This is a genomic window from Corynebacterium limaceinasi (assembly GCF_046717465.1).
Classification (GTDB): domain Bacteria; phylum Actinomycetota; class Actinomycetes; order Mycobacteriales; family Mycobacteriaceae; genus Corynebacterium.
Genome location: NZ_CP177100.1, coordinates 1,461,278 through 1,477,964 on the forward strand (window position 1 = coordinate 1,461,278; position 16,687 = coordinate 1,477,964).

At 57.7% G+C, this 16,687-nt stretch carries 13 protein-coding genes; 1 reads left to right on the top strand and 12 read right to left on the bottom strand.

Features of this window, described 5'->3' with window-relative positions; all coding sequences use genetic code 11:
• Positions 1-70: 70 nt before the first annotated feature.
• The 12 genes from ACLI1Q_RS07130 to ACLI1Q_RS07185 all read right to left on the bottom strand — a co-directional run bounded on the left by ACLI1Q_RS07130 (position 71) and on the right by ACLI1Q_RS07185 (position 15,250).
• Positions 71-2,155 (bottom strand): bifunctional metallophosphatase/5'-nucleotidase, encoded by a 2,085-nt coding sequence (locus ACLI1Q_RS07130; RefSeq protein WP_239275215.1) that lies wholly within the window; start codon positions 2,153-2,155, stop codon positions 71-73.
• 193 nt (positions 2,156-2,348) lie between these two features.
• Positions 2,349-4,643, bottom strand: coding sequence for a RelA/SpoT family protein (locus tag ACLI1Q_RS07135; RefSeq protein WP_411696937.1), 2,295 nt, complete (start codon positions 4,641-4,643; stop codon positions 2,349-2,351).
• An 85-nt stretch (positions 4,644-4,728) separates the two neighbouring features.
• Entirely contained in the window at positions 4,729-5,274 is a 546-nt protein-coding gene (locus ACLI1Q_RS07140; RefSeq protein WP_239268264.1) for an adenine phosphoribosyltransferase, read from the bottom strand.
• Positions 5,275-5,324: 50 nt separating this feature from the next.
• A complete protein-coding gene (locus ACLI1Q_RS07145; RefSeq protein ID WP_239268266.1) occupies positions 5,325-7,100 on the bottom strand; it encodes an ABC transporter substrate-binding protein in 1,776 nt (591 codons plus the stop codon).
• 72 nt (positions 7,101-7,172) lie between these two features.
• Positions 7,173-8,345 carry a protein translocase subunit SecF gene (gene secF, locus ACLI1Q_RS07150; RefSeq protein WP_239268268.1) on the bottom strand — a complete coding sequence of 391 codons (1,173 nt, stop codon included), beginning with the start codon at positions 8,343-8,345 and terminating at the stop codon, positions 7,173-7,175.
• A 2-nt stretch (positions 8,346-8,347) separates the two neighbouring features.
• A complete protein-coding gene (gene secD, locus ACLI1Q_RS07155; protein ID WP_239268270.1) occupies positions 8,348-10,231 on the bottom strand; it encodes a protein translocase subunit SecD in 1,884 nt (627 codons plus the stop codon).
• Positions 10,232-10,511: 280 nt separating this feature from the next.
• The gene (gene yajC / locus ACLI1Q_RS07160; protein ID WP_239268272.1) at positions 10,512-10,862 is read right to left on the bottom strand and encodes a preprotein translocase subunit YajC; all 351 of its coding nucleotides are present in this window, start codon (positions 10,860-10,862) and stop codon (positions 10,512-10,514) included.
• An 89-nt stretch (positions 10,863-10,951) separates the two neighbouring features.
• Positions 10,952-12,031 (bottom strand): Holliday junction branch migration DNA helicase RuvB, encoded by a 1,080-nt coding sequence (ruvB, locus tag ACLI1Q_RS07165; RefSeq protein ID WP_239268274.1) that lies wholly within the window; start codon positions 12,029-12,031, stop codon positions 10,952-10,954.
• A 36-nt stretch (positions 12,032-12,067) separates the two neighbouring features.
• The gene (ruvA, locus tag ACLI1Q_RS07170) at positions 12,068-12,676 is read right to left on the bottom strand and encodes a Holliday junction branch migration protein RuvA (protein WP_239268276.1); all 609 of its coding nucleotides are present in this window, start codon (positions 12,674-12,676) and stop codon (positions 12,068-12,070) included.
• Positions 12,677-12,757: 81 nt separating this feature from the next.
• Positions 12,758-13,330: a crossover junction endodeoxyribonuclease RuvC gene (ruvC, locus tag ACLI1Q_RS07175; RefSeq protein ID WP_005283305.1), complete on the bottom strand. Its 573-nt coding sequence runs from the start codon at positions 13,328-13,330 to the stop codon at positions 12,758-12,760.
• 193 nt (positions 13,331-13,523) lie between these two features.
• Positions 13,524-14,279 carry a YebC/PmpR family DNA-binding transcriptional regulator gene (locus ACLI1Q_RS07180; protein WP_023022595.1) on the bottom strand — a complete coding sequence of 252 codons (756 nt, stop codon included), beginning with the start codon at positions 14,277-14,279 and terminating at the stop codon, positions 13,524-13,526.
• Between the two features lie 92 nt (positions 14,280-14,371).
• Complete coding sequence (locus ACLI1Q_RS07185) at positions 14,372-15,250, bottom strand: acyl-CoA thioesterase (protein WP_239268278.1); 879 nt, start codon at positions 15,248-15,250, stop codon at positions 14,372-14,374.
• 176 nt (positions 15,251-15,426) lie between these two features.
• Between ACLI1Q_RS07185 and ACLI1Q_RS07190 the strand changes: the two genes are divergently transcribed.
• Positions 15,427-16,640 (top strand): IS3 family transposase gene (locus tag ACLI1Q_RS07190; protein WP_232208497.1). Its coding sequence is split into 2 segments (ribosomal slippage): positions 15,427-15,700 and positions 15,700-16,640, totalling 1,215 coding nucleotides; the frame shifts between segments, so codons are not numbered across the junction.
• Positions 16,641-16,687: the final 47 nt, after the last annotated feature.

The following is a 16,687-nucleotide window of genomic DNA, read 5'->3' on the forward strand; positions in this document are numbered from 1 at the left end:
AAATAAGCGCTTTTCCCCCTTTAAGCGAGGAAAAGCGCTTTTCGCGTATCCACAGGATTTGGATCCCTAATTAGATGTGAAAGGTCTTGCGCAGGTCATCAAAGATGGACCGCAGTGGTGCCGGCAGCACCTGGGGGTTCAAACCAATAAAGGCGATTCCTGCCGCTAGTGCCGCCACGATGGCAAGGGCTGCGCCGCCAATAGACGAGCCTTGCGGGAGCTTCGGGGAGTCTTCATCCTCTGAACCATCCTCTTGGGAGCCGGCCTCGTCACCGCCGGCTTCGTCCACTTTCACGGGCAGGATCGCTTGCGTGCCTGCATCGGTGGTGATTTCTAGGTTTTGGGAGCCCGTCAGGCCTTCTGGAACGTTAAGCGTCACTTGCGCACGTCCGCGCTCGCCAAATTGGTCATCGCCTTCCTGCTTGGAATTATCGATATTGGCGGTTGCTTCCTCATCACCAAGCTTCACCGTGACGGTCTTGGCCATGGGCTCTCCCTCGCTGGTGTAATTCAAGCTGGACAGATCGACGGTGATTTCTTTGCCCGGGGCAATGTCACCATCGATGTGGGCGCCAATCTGGCCCTGCCCCTTGCGGACCTCGGACTCACCGGAGGCGATGTAGTCGATCATGGCCTGGGCATCCATGTATCCCACATCGTTCTTGTCCTTGATGGAGCCTGCCTCAAAGTAGCCATCGCCACCCTTTTCGCTGTCGCTGGAGGCGAGGAAGGACGATAGCGCGATGGAATAGTCCTTATCCGCGTCGAGGGGCTCGCCATTGATGGTCACGGACTTGACGCGCTCGCCGTGGGATGCCGTGTGGTCATAGACCACCTGGACGTTATTGGACAGCCCCATGGCTAGACGCGGCCGACTGCTTCCATCTTGCCACTGGTTTTCTAAAGCGGTGATGAAGTCCTTGCCGGAGACCTTCGCGGTAATAACCGAGTTACCAAACGGCTGGACCTCAAAGATGTCCTTGTATGTGACATCGCCGCCCTGTAAATCGGCACGCACACCGCCGGCGTTCATCACGCCAAGATCAATGTCCTCGCCAACCTGCTTGCTCATGGCATAACGTTGCCCGTCAGCGATGAAGTTATTCAGGGTGGACTCGACACCGCGGTTGGAACCTGGCTTTTGCCCCTCATCGGAGCCGCGGAATAAGTCGGTTTCGACTGTGCCAGCGGTCTTCGAGCCTTTTACCTCGGCCTCATCCTGTGCCTTCTTAACGATGCCCGCAATCTCAGCATCCGGCTCTACCTGCGCCGCATCAGTCGCATCGTACTGCTTGAGCTCAATCTTCTTTACCTCGCCCGCGGCCTTGTCGAAGGTAATATCGGCATCGTTAAGCAGCTTGCCGTACTCGTAGCCTTGCGCCCACTGCAGTGGCAGGGCGCCGTCGCGCTCTTGCGTTCCCTGGGTGGTCTGGTGGGTATCGCCTCCAAAGAGGATATCGACGTCTTTGTTGAAGCCTTCTGCGTATTCCTCCGCGTCTTCGTGGAAGAGGGAGACCACGACATCTGCCTCGCCGCTTTCCTTCAAGCGGGTGGCCTCCTTATTCGTTGCCTCGACTGGATCGGTAAAAGTGACGCCCGGAATCTTTGCCGCAGATACCTTGAACTTGGTGTTCTGGGTGACGGTGCCGACGTAGCCGACCTTTACGCCGTCGATTTCTTCCACATGGGAGGCGTCCAAAAGCGGTTTGCCGTCTTTTAACACATTGGCGCCGAGGATGGGATAGTCAGAAGCGGGCTGGATACGGTCCGTTAGGTCCTCAGTGCCCTTGTCGAATTCGTGGTTGCCCACTGCGGTGACCTTCATCCCCATGGCGTTGAGCGCTTCTAGCGTGTACTTGTCATCAGAGATGGCCGAAACGAATGCAGATCCGCCCACGTTATCGCCCGAAGAGGTGAGGTTGAACTCTTGGCCTTCATTGACCTGCTTGATAAGCGATTGCAGGCGAGCCACACCAATCTCATCGCCCGCCTTAGCAGGGTCACTCAGGCCATCTTCCAAGTGGCCGTGCAGGTCAGTGATATTGGTGACCGAGATGGTGGTCGTATCCTCCTGCGCTAGGGCGTGTGTGCCGGAGAGCGCGACGGCGGTGGCGGTAGTAGCGGCCACCAACTGGCCAATGCGGCGGAACTGCATAGTTACTCCTGTGTCGTAGAAAGTATTCAGACAATATATACCGCTTTCTTAACCCATTCGCAGGAAGCATGAAGCCCGTGAAATGGGCTTTTACCTTTCTTCCGCCAAGAGTTCACGCAATCGTCACGTGCGCGTCGCCCGCGCGTTGCTCTGTCGAGCAACCGCACAGGGAGGTAGCCGGGCGGTCAGGCGGTTAGGCAGTCACGCGGTAGACGTCAAAGACGCCTTCGGTATTGCGCAACGTCGTCATCAAGGAACCCAGCTGTTTGGTATCCGATACAGAGAAGGTAAACCGCATCGTGGCAATTTGGTCCTCGCCGCGGTTAGAATTCATCGTCAACACATTGATGTTTTGATCACTTAGAACCCGCGTCAGCTCAGACAGCAGGCCCTGGCGGTCCAACGCCTCAAGCTGCAGAGTTGCGGAAAAGGCGCCGGTAGAAGAGGTGCCAGAGGACCACTCCACCTTCAGCATGCGCTCCGGCTCAGATTTGAGCTTTTCCGCGTTGGCGCAGTCCGCACGGTGCACGGATACTCCCCCGCCACGGGTGACAAAACCAAAAATGGCGTCCCCAGGCACCGGCTGGCAGCACTTCGCAAGCTTAGCCATGACATCGGGGCTTCCCTCCACCAAGATGCCGGTGCCGGAGGCGGAGTCCTTAGTATGCTGCGCGCGGGACTGCTCGAGCTCCGAGAGTGGGGTTCGGGAGGCCAGGGCATCCACGGCATCATCGCGGTCGCCGAACATGGCCACCAATTGGTTGGCCACGTGCTGTGCGGAGACGTGGCCTGCGCCGATGGCCGTGTACAGGGCATCGACATCAGGATAGTGCAGCTGTTCTGCCACCTGCTTCATGGAGCTGGCAGTAAACAGGCGGTGCATCGGCAAGCCGCCGCGCTGCACCTCAGAGGCCAAGGCATCGCGTCCGGCTTCGAGGTGTTCCTCGCGCCTTTCCTTGGCAAACCACTGCCGTACCTTCGCCTTGGCCCGCGGCGAGACCAAGAATTCCTGCCAATCGCGCGATGGGCCGGCGTTGGGATCCTTGGAAGTAAAGATTTCTACCTTGTCGCCGGATTTCAGCGGCGATTCTAGCGCCACCAATTTGCCGTTGACCTTGGCGCCAATGCAGCGGTGGCCGACCTCCGTATGCACGGCGTAGGCAAAATCCACCGGGGTGGAACCCGCCGGCAGATCCACCACATCGCCCTTTGGGGTAAAGGCAAAGATCTGGCGCGCCGTCAGGTCATAGCGCAAGGAATCGAGGAACTCATTGGGATCTGCCGCTTCCTTCTGCCAGTCCAGCAGCTGACGCATCCAGGCCATCTGGTCCACCTCTTCTTGATGCCCAGAATTCTTCCCCTTGGTTTCCTTATAGCGCCAGTGCGCGGCGACGCCGAATTCGGCGTTGTAGTGCATCTCGTGCGTACGGACCTGCACCTCTAGGGTTGCTCCGCCGTCCGCGAGCACCGTGGTGTGCAGAGACTGGTAGACGCCAAAGCGCGGGGAGGAAACATAATCCTTAAAACGCCCAGGCAGAGCCTGGTAAATGGAGTGCACGACGCCAATGGCGGCGTAACAGCTATTGATGTCATCCACCAGTACGCGGATGCCCACCAGGTCAAAAATCTCCGCGAACTCGCGGCCGCGCACGACCATCTTTTGATAGATGGACCAGTAGTGCTTCGGCCGGCCCATTACCTCAGCCTCGATGCCGTTTTCCTTTAAGGCGGCGCTAACTTGGTTGATGATTTCCTTCAAGGCGCGATCGCGCAAGGGCGCACGCTCTGCCACCATGCGGACGATTTCGTCGTACATTTTGGGATAGAGGATGGCAAAAGACAGATCCTCTAATTCCCATTTCACGCTCGCCATGCCCAGACGGTGGGCCAAGGGGGCGATGACCTCTAGCGTCTGGCGTGCCTTCTTAGCTTGCTTTTCCGGCGGCAAAAAGCGCATGGTGCGCATATTGTGCAGACGGTCGCTGACTTTGATGACCAGCACGCGCGGATCGTTGGCCATGGCGACGATCATCTTCCGGATGGTCTCAGCCTCGGCCGCTGCACCCAAGGCCACCTTGTCCAGTTTGGTCACGCCATCAACGAGCCGGGCGACTTCTGGCCCAAAGTCGCGGGTCAGATCTTCAAGCGTGTAATCGGTATCCTCCACCGTATCGTGCAGGAGCGCTGCAACGATGGTGGTGGTATCCATACCAATTTCCGCGGCAATCGTGGCTACGGCCAGGGGGTGCGTAATATACGGCTCGCCCGACTTGCGGAATACTCCCTCGTGCAACCTTTCTGCGGTGTTATAGGCAGCGTTGAGTAGTTCCGCATCCGCTTTGGGGTGGAATTTCCGGTGAATGGACATGAGGGGATCGAGCGCGGGGTTAATCTTGACCCGCCCGCCGGTCAGTGACCGAGCAAGCCGGGCAGACATGCTCCGCATCCCGTTATTAGCCTGGCGTTTTGCTGACTTATCCGTGGCCATCTCTACCGCCCTTCACAATGCCGCAGCCTGTACTGCTGGCTGCAGCGCCTTTCCAGATCGTGTGATCTAGCTTAGACACACCATCTTAGTCAGCGTCATCCAGCACAATGAGCGGCGGGCCCGATAAGCGTTCGCGTCCATTAAGACCCTTAACTTCTAGCACCACGACGTTGCCCGCGACCTCGGCGCCTGCAGACTCGAGCAGCAGCTTGGCGCCGTGGAGGGTGCCACCGGTGGCCAGGACGTCATCGACAAGCACCACGCGCTTGCCCTTCACATCGACGCCGCTGGCTGGGATCTCCAATGCGGCCGAGCCGTACTCCAGCTCGTATTCTTCGGTATATACCGGCGGTGGAAGCTTGCCCTTCTTGCGGATGGCCAAAATACCCAAGCCCAGCTTGTACGCCACGGCAGAGCCCAACAAGAATCCGCGGGCATCCAGGCCGCCGATAAGATCCGCGCCCAGCTCCTCGCAGGCGGCCGCGAGACCATCAACAACGGCCCGAAATGCCTCAGGATCGGCTAATACCGGTGTGAGGTCTTCAAAAAGAATTCCTTCTTCTGGAAAGTCCTGCACAAGGCGCACCTTGTCGCGCAAAGCTTGTGCTGCTGATTCATAGTGAGAAGTCATCATCTTCCTTGAGAATTAAATAGCGAGAATAAATTTAAAAACGAAAAGGCCTAGGCCTTCTCCACAGGTTCTTCTGCCGGCACGTGCCAACGATCCATATTCCAGCCGATGCCCGAGACGCCAGTGTACGGCAGGACACCCTCCACGTCGCGGTGAACGATAAACGCGCGCGGCTGCGCAGCGACTGGAATGGAGGGAACACTCTCCCACAGCTGCTCTTCCTGCTCCTTGAGCTGAACGGAATTTTTAATACTGGAATCAGCGGCGGAGTACTCGGTCAGCGGATCGACTGGGCCCAAGAAGGCATCAATGGTTGGCTGCCCCGATTCCGGATCAGGGTTGAGATAAAACTGCGATAGGTTCTCCGCCGCAGCATCCTCGATGGTAATCCCCGCCGGCTCGCAAGAGGCGCGCAGCGCATCAACCATCGCCTGATAGCGCTTATCCGGGCCAACGTAGCCCACCCTGATGGTGGACCCGTTCAACTGGCCGGCCGCAGCCATGTCCGTTCCCTCGTGGTCCTTCGCCACCGAGCCTAGCGTTTGGGCCACCGGATCTTGGACAGAGACGGTGCGCACATAAGCCGGGGGAACATCGACACCAGATATTTCGGAGCTCTTTTGTGCTAACGCCGCTTGGTCGACGCAAGCAGCAAATGCCTTTCTAGCAGAAGGCTCCGCAAAAATCCCGGCCTGCGACAGCGTCAACGTATCGGTTTGCAGGCCCACCTTGGTGATCGTCTCAAACTCGGCATTCTCTGTGCCCGCGGAGCCCTCCGCATTGGAGTCGCTTTCTTTATTCGAGCCAGATCCGTTTGTGGATTCTGAGGCGTCGTTGCCTTCCTCGGATTCTGCGTCCTTAACCGCGTTCCCTGAAAGCCAATCGGGCGCCGCGGTGGCGGAATCTGCCACCTTGAGAACGCCCTTATCCGCAAGTTCCTGTGCGTTGGCAGTACCCGGCCATATGACAAGGCGATCCAAGGCAGGTTTGTCGCCGCGATACTGCTCATTGGCTTTTAAAAAGACCTCGCCGGAATCACCAATCTTATCCGCGGTAAATGGGCCGTAGGACACCTGCAGCTGTGGGTCAAAGTCATCCTTGGCTGTAGAAAAACCATAGCGCCACAATTCCGCTACTGGCTGCAGCGCCGCCATGTCTCCTGCATGCAGGGCCGCGTTGAGATCCTCCATGCTCATGTCCGTCTTCTGCGCAAGCGCATGCGCAGGCATAACGGTGCCAGGGCCAAACATTTGGCGCCACCGATGTCCCTGGTCTTTCTGGAAAGTCAGCGTAAAGGCTTTGCTCTGCGGTGTGCACTCGATATCGGCGATGTCATTCATTAGTGGCATATGCGAGGCAAATTCAACCGGGTGCGTGCCAGCCGTATAGGAAAGCAGGTAATCATCGCAGGTGACGGGCGCACCATCGGAGAACGTGGCGTCATCAGCAAGCGTCAAACGCACGCTTTCCTGATCACTATCTGCTGCCGGCGGAAGCTCTTCGGTCTCTACCAAATCCGCATTGGGAATGAGCTGTCCGGAGGGGCCCGGCACAAAAAGACCGGGATAAAGCCGCGCCGAAAGTTGGGCCGCTGAGGTGGTGCTGCCGAAGGCGGTGCCCGCATTCGTCGTGGTCAGCTGAGAGTTAACCATATACCCGGGGTAGTTATAGGACTCCGGATCGGCGGGCGAGGCCTGGTCACCGCCCTCAGATTCCTCACTACTGCACGAGGCCGCTACCAGCGCCAGGGCGGAAAGCCCTGCTGCAACCGCCATGATTTTGGGACGGCGCCCCCACCACCGTGTGGTGCCTAATCTGCGTTCCACGGTACGCACAACCCCTTTTCTCCTAAAAAGACCAAGCCTTACTCTGCCTGATTATGCCGTGTTCAAGGGCATTTAGCGGCCCGGGCGCCACGTAGCACCTGTATGGCCGGAGGCACTGCTGCCGTGATCAGTTTGTTCTTCTGCCACTTCCTTGTGCGTCTTGGCCCCGACATCGGAAGGCGTAACCACCTTGCGCTTTGCAGAACCCGCGTCCGCCGGTTCACCGTCCTCAGACTTACCCGCGCGGTAATCCAGCACACGCTGCGTGTGCTGCTTGACGCGCTTAGTCCAATTAGCAAACGTCACCACCAACGGGGTAGCCAAGAAAATCGAGGAGAAAATACCCTCGATGACGCCGATGAGCTGGATCAGCGCCAAATCGCGCAGCGTACCGATGCCCATAAGCCATACGGCGATGACGAACAGCGCGATAATAGGCAGCGCGGAGATGATGGAGGTGGAAATGGAACGCATGACCGTCTGGTTAATCGCCAAGTTGGCGAGTTCCCCATAGGTCTTAGAACGTTGGCCTTCCAGCCCCGCCGTATTCTCATTGACCTTGTCAAAGACGATGACGGAGTCATAGATGGAGAAGGTCAGGACGGTGAGCAAACCGATGATGACGGCGGGAGAAACTTCAAAGCCGAAGAGGGCGTAGATACCGGCGATGACGATGCCATCGATAATCAGCGCCAAAATGGCGGCAAAAGCCATAATCTTTTGCAAGCGCACCGCCACATAGATGGTCGCTGCAACGAGGAATACGACCATGGCGAGGATCATGCGCTGCGTAATCGAGGAGCCCCACGATTCGGACACGGTGGAAGAACCGATGGCGTCTGGGGTGGCCTCCCCGTTTTCATCCTTCGGTTGGAATTCCTCGTAGATGGCAGACCGGGCGCTGTCTACCTCTTCTTGACTCAAGCGCTCCGAGGTGATTTCAAGCGTCTCAGAATCGCCGGCGCCGACGATGCGAACCTGTTCGGGTTCAACGCCGGTGGAGTCCTCAAAGACGGTAGCTACCTCGTCCTCTTTCAAGTCCCCAGCGGGCATGGACAAGGTGGTTCCTCCCTCAAAGTCGAGGGAAAGGGTAAATCCGCGAATCAGGATGGCGGCGATGGCGCCGACGAGGAGCGCGGCGGTAATCCCGTACCACCGTTTGGTGTGGCCAATGAAGTCATAGCCACGCTCGTCTTCATAGAGGCGATCTAAACGGGAAATCTTATTTTTAGTCGATACGGCCATGATTATTTCTCCTCATCTTCCGCGGCTGCTGAGGGCGAAGAACTCTCTGACGATTTGGCGCCAACGGATGCCGAATTTTCAGTGGAGCGCGCCTGCGACGCACCAGCGGCAGCGCGGGAATCTCCGTAGTAGCCGCGCTCGCGCCGCTCTTCAATTAGCGCATAAATTCCGCCCAAACCATTCATCGATGGCTTGGCTGCCGCTGGACGGCGGCCGATTATTTGCATTACCGGTGCCATGACCAAAAAGGAGACGACCAAGTCGAAGATCGTGGTCAAGCCCAAGGTGAACGCGAAGCCCTTTACCTCACCGATGGCGAGGAAGTAGACGATGACAGAACCGATCAACGTCACCGCGTTACCGGTCACGATGGTGCTGCGCGAGCGCTCCCAGGCCTTCTGCGTTGCGGACCTGAAGGTTCTGCCCTCTAAGAGCTCATCCTTGATGCGCTCGTAGTAGACCACGAACGAGTCCGCGGTTGCACCGACACCAATGACCAAACCGGCAATACCGGACAGGTCGAGCGAGTACCCGATCCAACGACCCAGCAACACGATGGCGCCGTAGGTCAGCAGGCCGGAGCCGAGCAGGAAGATGACGGACACACCACTGAGCGCTCGGAAGTAGTACAAGGAGTAAAGGATGACCAAAATCAAGCCTGCCAAGCCAGCCCACAGTCCGGCCTCGAGGGCTGCCTTACCCAGTGTCGGTGGAATGGACTCCACGGTGCCGCCGGGCTCGCCGTTTTCGCCGGCAAAGGACAGCGGCAATGCACCGTAGCGCAGATTATTGGCCAGGTTATTGGCTTCTTCTTGGCTAAATTCACCGTTAATGGAGGTAGCGGAACCGTACGGGGTAGCCCCCTGGATGACAGGTGCCGAAATGACGGCCGAGTCAAGGGTGATGGCAATCTGGTCGTTCAGGTGCTCCTGCGTAAGGTCAGCCCAGGTCTGGGAGCCGTTCGGGCCATCGCCAGTCTTGAAGGAGAAGCTGATCTCCATCTGACCGGACTGTGGGTTCAGGCCACCGTTGATCGGGGAATTGGTATCAATCTCATTACCCGTCAAACGGGTACCGTCTTCATCCTCAACACCGTTGAGCAACGGGGCTGGCTCCAAGACGTAGGGAGTGCCGCTGTCGTAATCACAGGTCACAAAAGGCTTGGACGGATCGTCCGCACCAGCCAGTGGGTCAGCGGAGCCCTGGCAGGTCAGGAGCGAAGAGGCCGCTGCTTGCGTTGTCGGATCGTCCGATTGGCGGTCCTTCAACAACATTTCGGTGACTTCATCGCGACGCTCTGTCTGCTCAATGGAGTTGGACGGCTCGTCCAAGGGCTTAGCGGAAACCTTCGGTGCCTTGACATCCTTCGGTTCCTTACCCTCAGCCTGCGCTTCTTGCTGGGCAACGGCATTGGTGACGTCTTCCAACTTCTTGTTGGCTTCGTCCTTATCTAGGACACCGTATTTGACCCAGCGGTTAGCCATATCCTCCAGCTGTTTGTCGAGCTTGTCCATGTCCGGCGCAGAGGGTTGCGCCACCGGGCGGAAGTACAACTGGGAGGTCTGCCCCACCGCCTGGGCTTGGGATGCATCCTCGCCCGGTACGGTGATGACGAGGGTATTGCCGTTGATGACGACCTCGGAACCAGAAACGCCCATGCCGTTCACGCGCTGTTCCAAAATATTGCGCGCCTGCCGTAGCTGGTCCTGGGTGGGGTCTTCACCTTGGGGCGCCAAGGTAACGCGGGTGCCGCCCTGCAGGTCGATGCCTAGCTTTGGGGTGGCTTGGCGGTTTCCGGTGAAAAAGACCAGCGCATAGATAACGACCACGATGAGTCCAAAAAGCGCGAGGGCGCGCTTTGGCCATTGGCGGTTCCTATTTTTCATAGCGCCTCGAGATGATGCGGACAACGATATTCTCCTGTGCACTGCAAACCAGGGTGATTAAACATTAAATACGGCCCGCCCGATTCGGCGCGGGCACGTTAACAACGCACAATCGTACGTCATGGAACAACATTTTCCTTAACAGGGTCCGCGATTCAGCGAAAATGTGTCAGGTTCTACGTTTCTCATAAGCCAATGGCGGGCCTAGAGAATTCCCCGCGCGTGCACAGGGAGTGCGCCCGCGTCTTCCTCCACAGAGGTCGCCGGCGCTAATAAGGAATTAACGGTCGTTGGAGTGCTCGCCCTCTTCGCCGTTGAATCCATCATCATTATTGCTTTCAGCGTTGTCTGCGCCACCGCGGTCAAGTTTCTGGGCCTCGCTTTCCGTGCGCACCACCGCCATCTTGTCAAAGGTGAGGGTAACGCCCGGGGAAACCTCGAGGTCCACGCTGGTATCGGTGGTTCCGCGCACCACGCCGTGTACACCGCCAGCGGTCACGATGCGGTCTCCATCCTGTAGGGAGTTTTGCAGCGATTGCATGTCGTTTTGGCGCTGGCGTTGCTTACGCATCGCCATAAAGGAAGGAATGATGAACAAAATGACAATGATGATGAGAAAGATGATTTCCATAACTTTCCAGTATGCCAGACCGTTTCGTTCACAAAAACCATGAGCCGGTTCCACCTCTGCGGCCGCACCAGCGAGGTGCCCACGCTTGCCTAAAACAACCCAATCGCGCCATCGGGCGGCGTCAGGCCCAGGTGCTGCCAGGCGGCCGCGGTGGCTACCCTGCCCCGCCCGGTGCGCGAAATCATGCCGGCGCGAACCAAGTACGGCTCGCACACCTCCTCCACGGTAGAAGGTTCCTCACCCACGGCGATGGCCAAGGTATTAACACCCACAGGCCCGCCACCATGGCCATTGATCAGGGCATTGAGGACGGCGCGGTCCAGGCGGTCCAGGCCCATTTCATCGACGTCGAATACCTCCAACGCCCCCTGCGCGGCGGAAAGATCGATGCGTCCGGTGCCATTGACCTCCGCATAATCGCGCACGCGGCGCAGCAGGCGGTTGGCAATGCGCGGGGTGCCGCGCGAGCGCGAGCCGATTTCTACGGCGGCATCATCATCGATGGCGACGTCCAAGATATGTGCCGCACGCTTGATCACATGGGTGAGATCCTCGGTGCTGTAGTACTCCATTTGGGCGGTAAAGCCGAAGCGATCCCGCAGCGGACCGGTAAGCATTCCCGCTCGCGTTGTGGCCCCGACCAACGTAAACGGCGGGATCTCCAAGGGGATCGAGGTAGCACCCGGCCCCTTGCCCACAATGACATCGATTCGGAAATCCTCCATGGCCATGTAGAGCATTTCTTCGGCGGGCCGGGCGATGCGGTGGATCTCATCGATAAAAAGCACGTCGCCTTCCATGAGGTTCGAAAGCATGGCCGCGAGATCTCCCGCTCGTTCCAGCGCTGGGCCCGAAGTCATGCGCAGCGAGGTGCCGAGTTCCTGCGAAATGATCATCGCCATGGTGGTCTTACCCAGACCGGGCGGTCCCGATAACAGGACGTGATCCGGGGTGACCCCGCGGTTCTTCGCGCCCGTGAGCACGAGGGACAGCTGCTCCCTCACCTTGGGCTGCCCAATGAATTCCGTCAGGGACTTGGGGCGCAGGGAGCGCTCGATATCGTGTTCTTCTGCGTGAGCGGTGGCTTCCACATCACTATTGTGCTGGGATTCGTGCGCCTTACTCATCCCCTCTGGGAGGTTGAACTCGGTGCGCTCAATATCGGACATGCTGTAGCCTTTGTGTCTTCTTGACGTCGTGTTCTTTTAGCCTTGCTTACCCAGCTGGGCCAGGGCCGCGCGCAGCAAGGTCGACGTATCCGCCGCAGGGGCTTCGGCGTATGCCGCCTCCACCACGGGGCGAGCCGCCTTCTCAGTAAATCCTAGGCCCAAGAGGGCTTCAGTGACACTATCGACAACTGGGTCACCGGCACCTGTTGCCTCCGGTGCAGCATCGGGCGCGGGAGTTCCAGCAAAGCGCTTTACCTTATCTTTTAGCTCCAGGGTAAGGCGTTGGGCCACGCGCTTGCCGACGCCCGGGATAGACTGCAGCGCCTTAACATCCTCCCCGCCAATGGCTGCGGCCAGCTCTTCTGCGCCCATGACGGATAACGCGGCCAAGGCCAGTTTGGGCCCCAAGCCGGACACGGATTGCAGCACTTGGAACATTTCGCGGTCATCGTCGCTGGTAAAACCGTATAAGGTCAATGCGTCTTCCTTGACCACCAACGTAGTCAGCACAAAGGCTGTTTCTCCGCGGCGCAAGGTTCCCAACGTCTTTGCGGTGGCTAAGAACTTATAGCCCACCCCGCCACATTCAATAACGCCGTGGTCTAAACCAATGTGGAGTACCTCTCCCCGCAATGCCGCAATCATTTTCTACCGTGCCTTCCTACCTGTGTGCGCTTTCAACATGACCTAATAATGAACAAAACTTAACCTGTGGGGTGTGGCGCGCTAGGGCTGAACACCCTTCCCCCGCCCGCGGACGCCGCTGGTCTTTGCGCCAAGCCCTAACCCGGTACTATCCATTCTCACGATCGCTGGCGCGCGCCAGCAGTGGCAGACGGCCAGCGCCAATGCATCCGCCGCATCCGCAGGCTTGGGCGGCTCCGTAAGCCCCAGGATACGGGTGATCATGGTCGTCATTTGCTTCTTATCCGCGCGCCCATTACCAGAAATGGCCTTTTTTACCTCTGACGGGGTGTACATATAAACCGGAATATCCCGCTCGGCGGCTGCGAGCACAAGGACTCCTACGACGTGAGCAGTCTGCATGACTGTTGAGACCTGGCCGCGTTCGAAGACGCGCTCTATGGCAACCACATCCGGCGAATAATCGTCCATCCACTCCTTGGCCGCAACAGAGAGCCGCAGGAGCCGCTCGGTCAGATCCTTATCGCTCGGGGTTCGCACCACGCCCACGGAGACGGGAAGAATTGCGCGCCCGCGGCCTGCTTGGACTACGGACAGGCCACAGCGAGTGAGCCCAGGGTCGATGCCCATCACGCGCATGCCTTCGATATTCACACCCGCCCACTCCCCGTTCCGCGGCCTCGTCGTTTCTAGTCTTAATTCCCTATTATGTCTTACACACACATGTTCTACAACACGACGTGAATGTTAGGCTGTCCCAATAAAAACACAACAAAAGCTCGGCACCGGAATCTTCGCATGCGCGAAGTGCCGCCACCGAGCTAGTGCCCCACTATGTGCAGTATTCTTACTCTGCGTTGAGTTCTGCGAGTACCTCATCGGAGAGGTCCATATTGGTATATACGTTCTGGACGTCGTCGGATTCTTCCAAGACATCGATGAGGCGGAAGATCTTCTTGGCGTCATTGGCCTCGAGGGGAACCTCGACGGAGGCACGGAAATCATTATCGGAGTCATCGACCTCAATATCGGCTTCCTTGAGGGCCTCCTTGACAGCCTGCACATCCGTGGGTGCGCAGATGATCTCAAATTTCTCGCCCTGGTCCTTGACCTCTTCGGCGCCGGCATCGAGGACCGCCATCAAGACGTCATCCTCGCTCAGCTCACCCTTTTCCACCAAGACATACCCAGTGCGGGAGAACATATAAGCAACCGAGCCAGATTCACCCAGGTTGCCGCCATTCTTGCTCATCGCGGTGCGGACATCGGTAGCCGCGCGGTTGCGGTTATCGGTCAAGCATTCAATCAGCATTGCGACACCGTTGGGGCCATAGCCCTCATACATGATGGTCTCCCAGTCAGCACCACCGGCTTCTTCACCAGAACCGCGCTTGCGGGCGCGTTCGATGTTGTCATTGGGGACGGAGGCCTTCTTGGCCTTCTTAATCATGTCATCGAGCGTTGGGTTGGCCGCAGGATCACCACCGCCGGTTCGCGCCGCCACTTCAATGTTCTTAATGAGCTTGGCAAATTCCTTGCCGCGCTTGGCGTCATTGGCAGCCTTCTTGTGCTTGGTAGTTGCCCATTTTGAGTGGCCTGACATTAAGTCCCTTTCTAATTGGGTTCTAAATCTGGTGACAATTATACGTGCCCTGCACGAACTGGGAAAAGCGCCCCCAGGATACGCAAGCTTTTCTAGACGTTATGCCAATTGCCGTGGGCGGAACCGCTGCCTAGGTCCTCATCGAGGAACCGCGTCAAGCCCTCCTGTTTGACCAGCGCGACGAGTTCGCCCTGTTCAGTGAATAATTTACCGCGCGCGATGGCCGTGCCTTGCGACGCTGTGGGCGATACCTGCTCATAAAGCAGCCACTCATCCACGCGGAAGGGGCGGAGAAACCACACCGCATGGTCAAGGCTTGCCAACTGGATCTTCTCCCCCTGGTGCGGAATGAGCGCCGACCGAATGAGGGTCATATCGGACATATACGTCAACGCAGCGCGGTGGAATGCGGGGTCACTCCCAAGCTCGCCGGTATTGCGGAACCAAATATGGCGATATCCAGCACCGGTTACCTCCGCGGCGGCATCATCGCGGCCTTCATCAGGGACCAAACGGATATCCCAATCGGTCCACTCCTTCAAGATGATTCGGGTGGAATAGGGCGCCCCGCCACCGCGGCGAGCGGCTTCATCGGGGCTTAATACCTGCGGTGCCACATCCTGATGTTCGGGACCTGCATCACCATCGCGGTGGAAACTAGCCAGCATAATAAAGACGAGGCGGCCATCTTGGACGACCCGAACCTCGCGGCTGGCAAAGGAACGGCCATCACGCAGCCTTTCTACCTGCAACTCCAGCGGGTTTTTCGTATCACCTGGGCCAACGAAATAGCCATGGAGGGAATGCACCTGCTTATCCTCCACCGTCCTTTGCGCCGCGGTAAGGGCCTGCGCTGCAACTTGGCCACCGAAGGTGCGTTCAATCTGCGAGGGAATCGCCGGGCCAGCAAAGACATCCGCATCTTGGGTGCTTTCTAACGCCAAAACCTCAGAAATGGTGCCCACAGTCATCCTTTCTTGTGCGCCTACTATGCGCTACATCACGTAAGTCTTCGTCTATCTTGCCACCTTACTCCCCGGGGCAGCCCAACCCGGATGACGAGGAACCTGATTCGAACTACGCAACGTGAGGTTACCCTCGTTTAGTGGACACCCTATTAGTACGGATCTTGTGTCCGTAGGAGAGGATGTTCATTGTGAGTTCGTCAAGGAAGAAGTACACCCCGGAGTACCGGCAGGAGGCCGCCAGACTGGTCATTGAGTCTGGGCGCCCAATCGCTCATGTGGCTAAGGAAATTAGCGTATCAGCCACAATTTTAGGCAGGTGGGTCAAACTTGAGCGGGAACGCCAAGGCTCGGTAGATGGCCGCAGTGATGCCGATATACGAGCCGAAAACGCTCGCCTGCGTCGTGAGTTAGCTGAGGCCAAGATGGATAATGAGTTCTTGTCAAAAGCCACCGCCTTCTTCGCTGCGAAGCAACGCGATCGGAAAAATTTGAGCTAATGCAGCAGGAGAAGGCGAACTACAGCATCAAACGAATGAGCAGGTTATTAGAGGTTTCTCGTTCTGGCTACTATAAATGGCAAAAGGCTCAAGCAGTACGGCTTCGTGGTGAAAATCAGCGTCAGAGATTCCTCGACCAGTTAGACAGGAAAATTCATGACATCTGGGAAGATTCTGACGAAGTCTACGGTGCCCCACGGATTACTGCAGAACTCGCCGAGGGTGGGGTCTATGTGAATCGCAAAACCGTGGCCAAACGCATGCGGATGATGGGTATTGAAGGCATCTCACCCAGGGCGTTTGTTCCCGTAACGACGATTCAATCCAAGCGGAAGTCAACGCTTCCAGACCTAGTGAAACGCCTATTTGATCAAGGGCAGCTTAATCGAGTGTGGATGTCGGATATTACCTATCTACGCACGAATGAGGGCTGGCTGTACCTATGCGTTATCCGCGATGGACACTCCCGCCGAGTCCTAGGCTGGTCCATGGATAGTGTGCAGGATTCTTACCTAGTTGAACGTGCACTGCGCATGGCTTACACCCTGCGTGGTGAAGTACCCGACGGCGTGGTCTTCCACGCCGATCGTGGTACCCAGTTCACCAGCGAACAGCTGTGGCAGGTCTGTCAAGAACTAGGGATTGCACAATCGGTCGGCCGTACTGGTGTCTGCTTTGACAATGCGATGGCCGAGTCGTTCTGGTCGACATTGAAGACCGAATTTTACGATCGGAAGGAATGGCGAACCCGCAACGAAGCCCGGAAGGCGGTGGCTCGCTGGATTGAGATTGTCTACAACCGGCGCCGTCGCCACTCGTCCATCGGGATGGTAAGCCCCGTCGATTTCGAAGCCCAGCTCGCTGATCAAAATGGTAATAAGAAGGCCGCTGCTTAACCCCTAAGCAGCTTAACTACGTGTCCACGATTTGCGGGCAACCCTAA

What these genes read in the sequence shown, in the direction of transcription:
- ACLI1Q_RS07130 (WP_239275215.1), bottom strand. Translation starts at nt 2,155, where the DNA reads ATGCAGTTCCGCCGCATTGGCCAGTTGGTGGCCGCTACTACCGCCACC.
- ACLI1Q_RS07135 (WP_411696937.1), bottom strand. Translation starts at nt 4,643, where the DNA reads ATGGCCACGGATAAGTCAGCAAAACGCCAGGCTAATAACGGGATGCGG.
- ACLI1Q_RS07140 (WP_239268264.1), bottom strand. Translation starts at nt 5,274, where the DNA reads ATGACTTCTCACTATGAATCAGCAGCACAAGCTTTGCGCGACAAGGTG.
- secF (WP_239268268.1), bottom strand. Translation starts at nt 8,345, where the DNA reads ATGGCCGTATCGACTAAAAATAAGATTTCCCGTTTAGATCGCCTCTAT.
- secD (WP_239268270.1), bottom strand. Translation starts at nt 10,231, where the DNA reads ATGAAAAATAGGAACCGCCAATGGCCAAAGCGCGCCCTCGCGCTTTTT.
- yajC (WP_239268272.1), bottom strand. Translation starts at nt 10,862, where the DNA reads ATGGAAATCATCTTTCTCATCATCATTGTCATTTTGTTCATCATTCCT.
- ruvB (WP_239268274.1), bottom strand. Translation starts at nt 12,031, where the DNA reads ATGTCCGATATTGAGCGCACCGAGTTCAACCTCCCAGAGGGGATGAGT.
- ruvA (WP_239268276.1), bottom strand. Translation starts at nt 12,676, where the DNA reads ATGATTGCGGCATTGCGGGGAGAGGTACTCCACATTGGTTTAGACCAC.
- ACLI1Q_RS07180 (WP_023022595.1), bottom strand. Translation starts at nt 14,279, where the DNA reads ATGTCAGGCCACTCAAAATGGGCAACTACCAAGCACAAGAAGGCTGCC.
- ACLI1Q_RS07185 (WP_239268278.1), bottom strand. Translation starts at nt 15,250, where the DNA reads ATGACTGTGGGCACCATTTCTGAGGTTTTGGCGTTAGAAAGCACCCAA.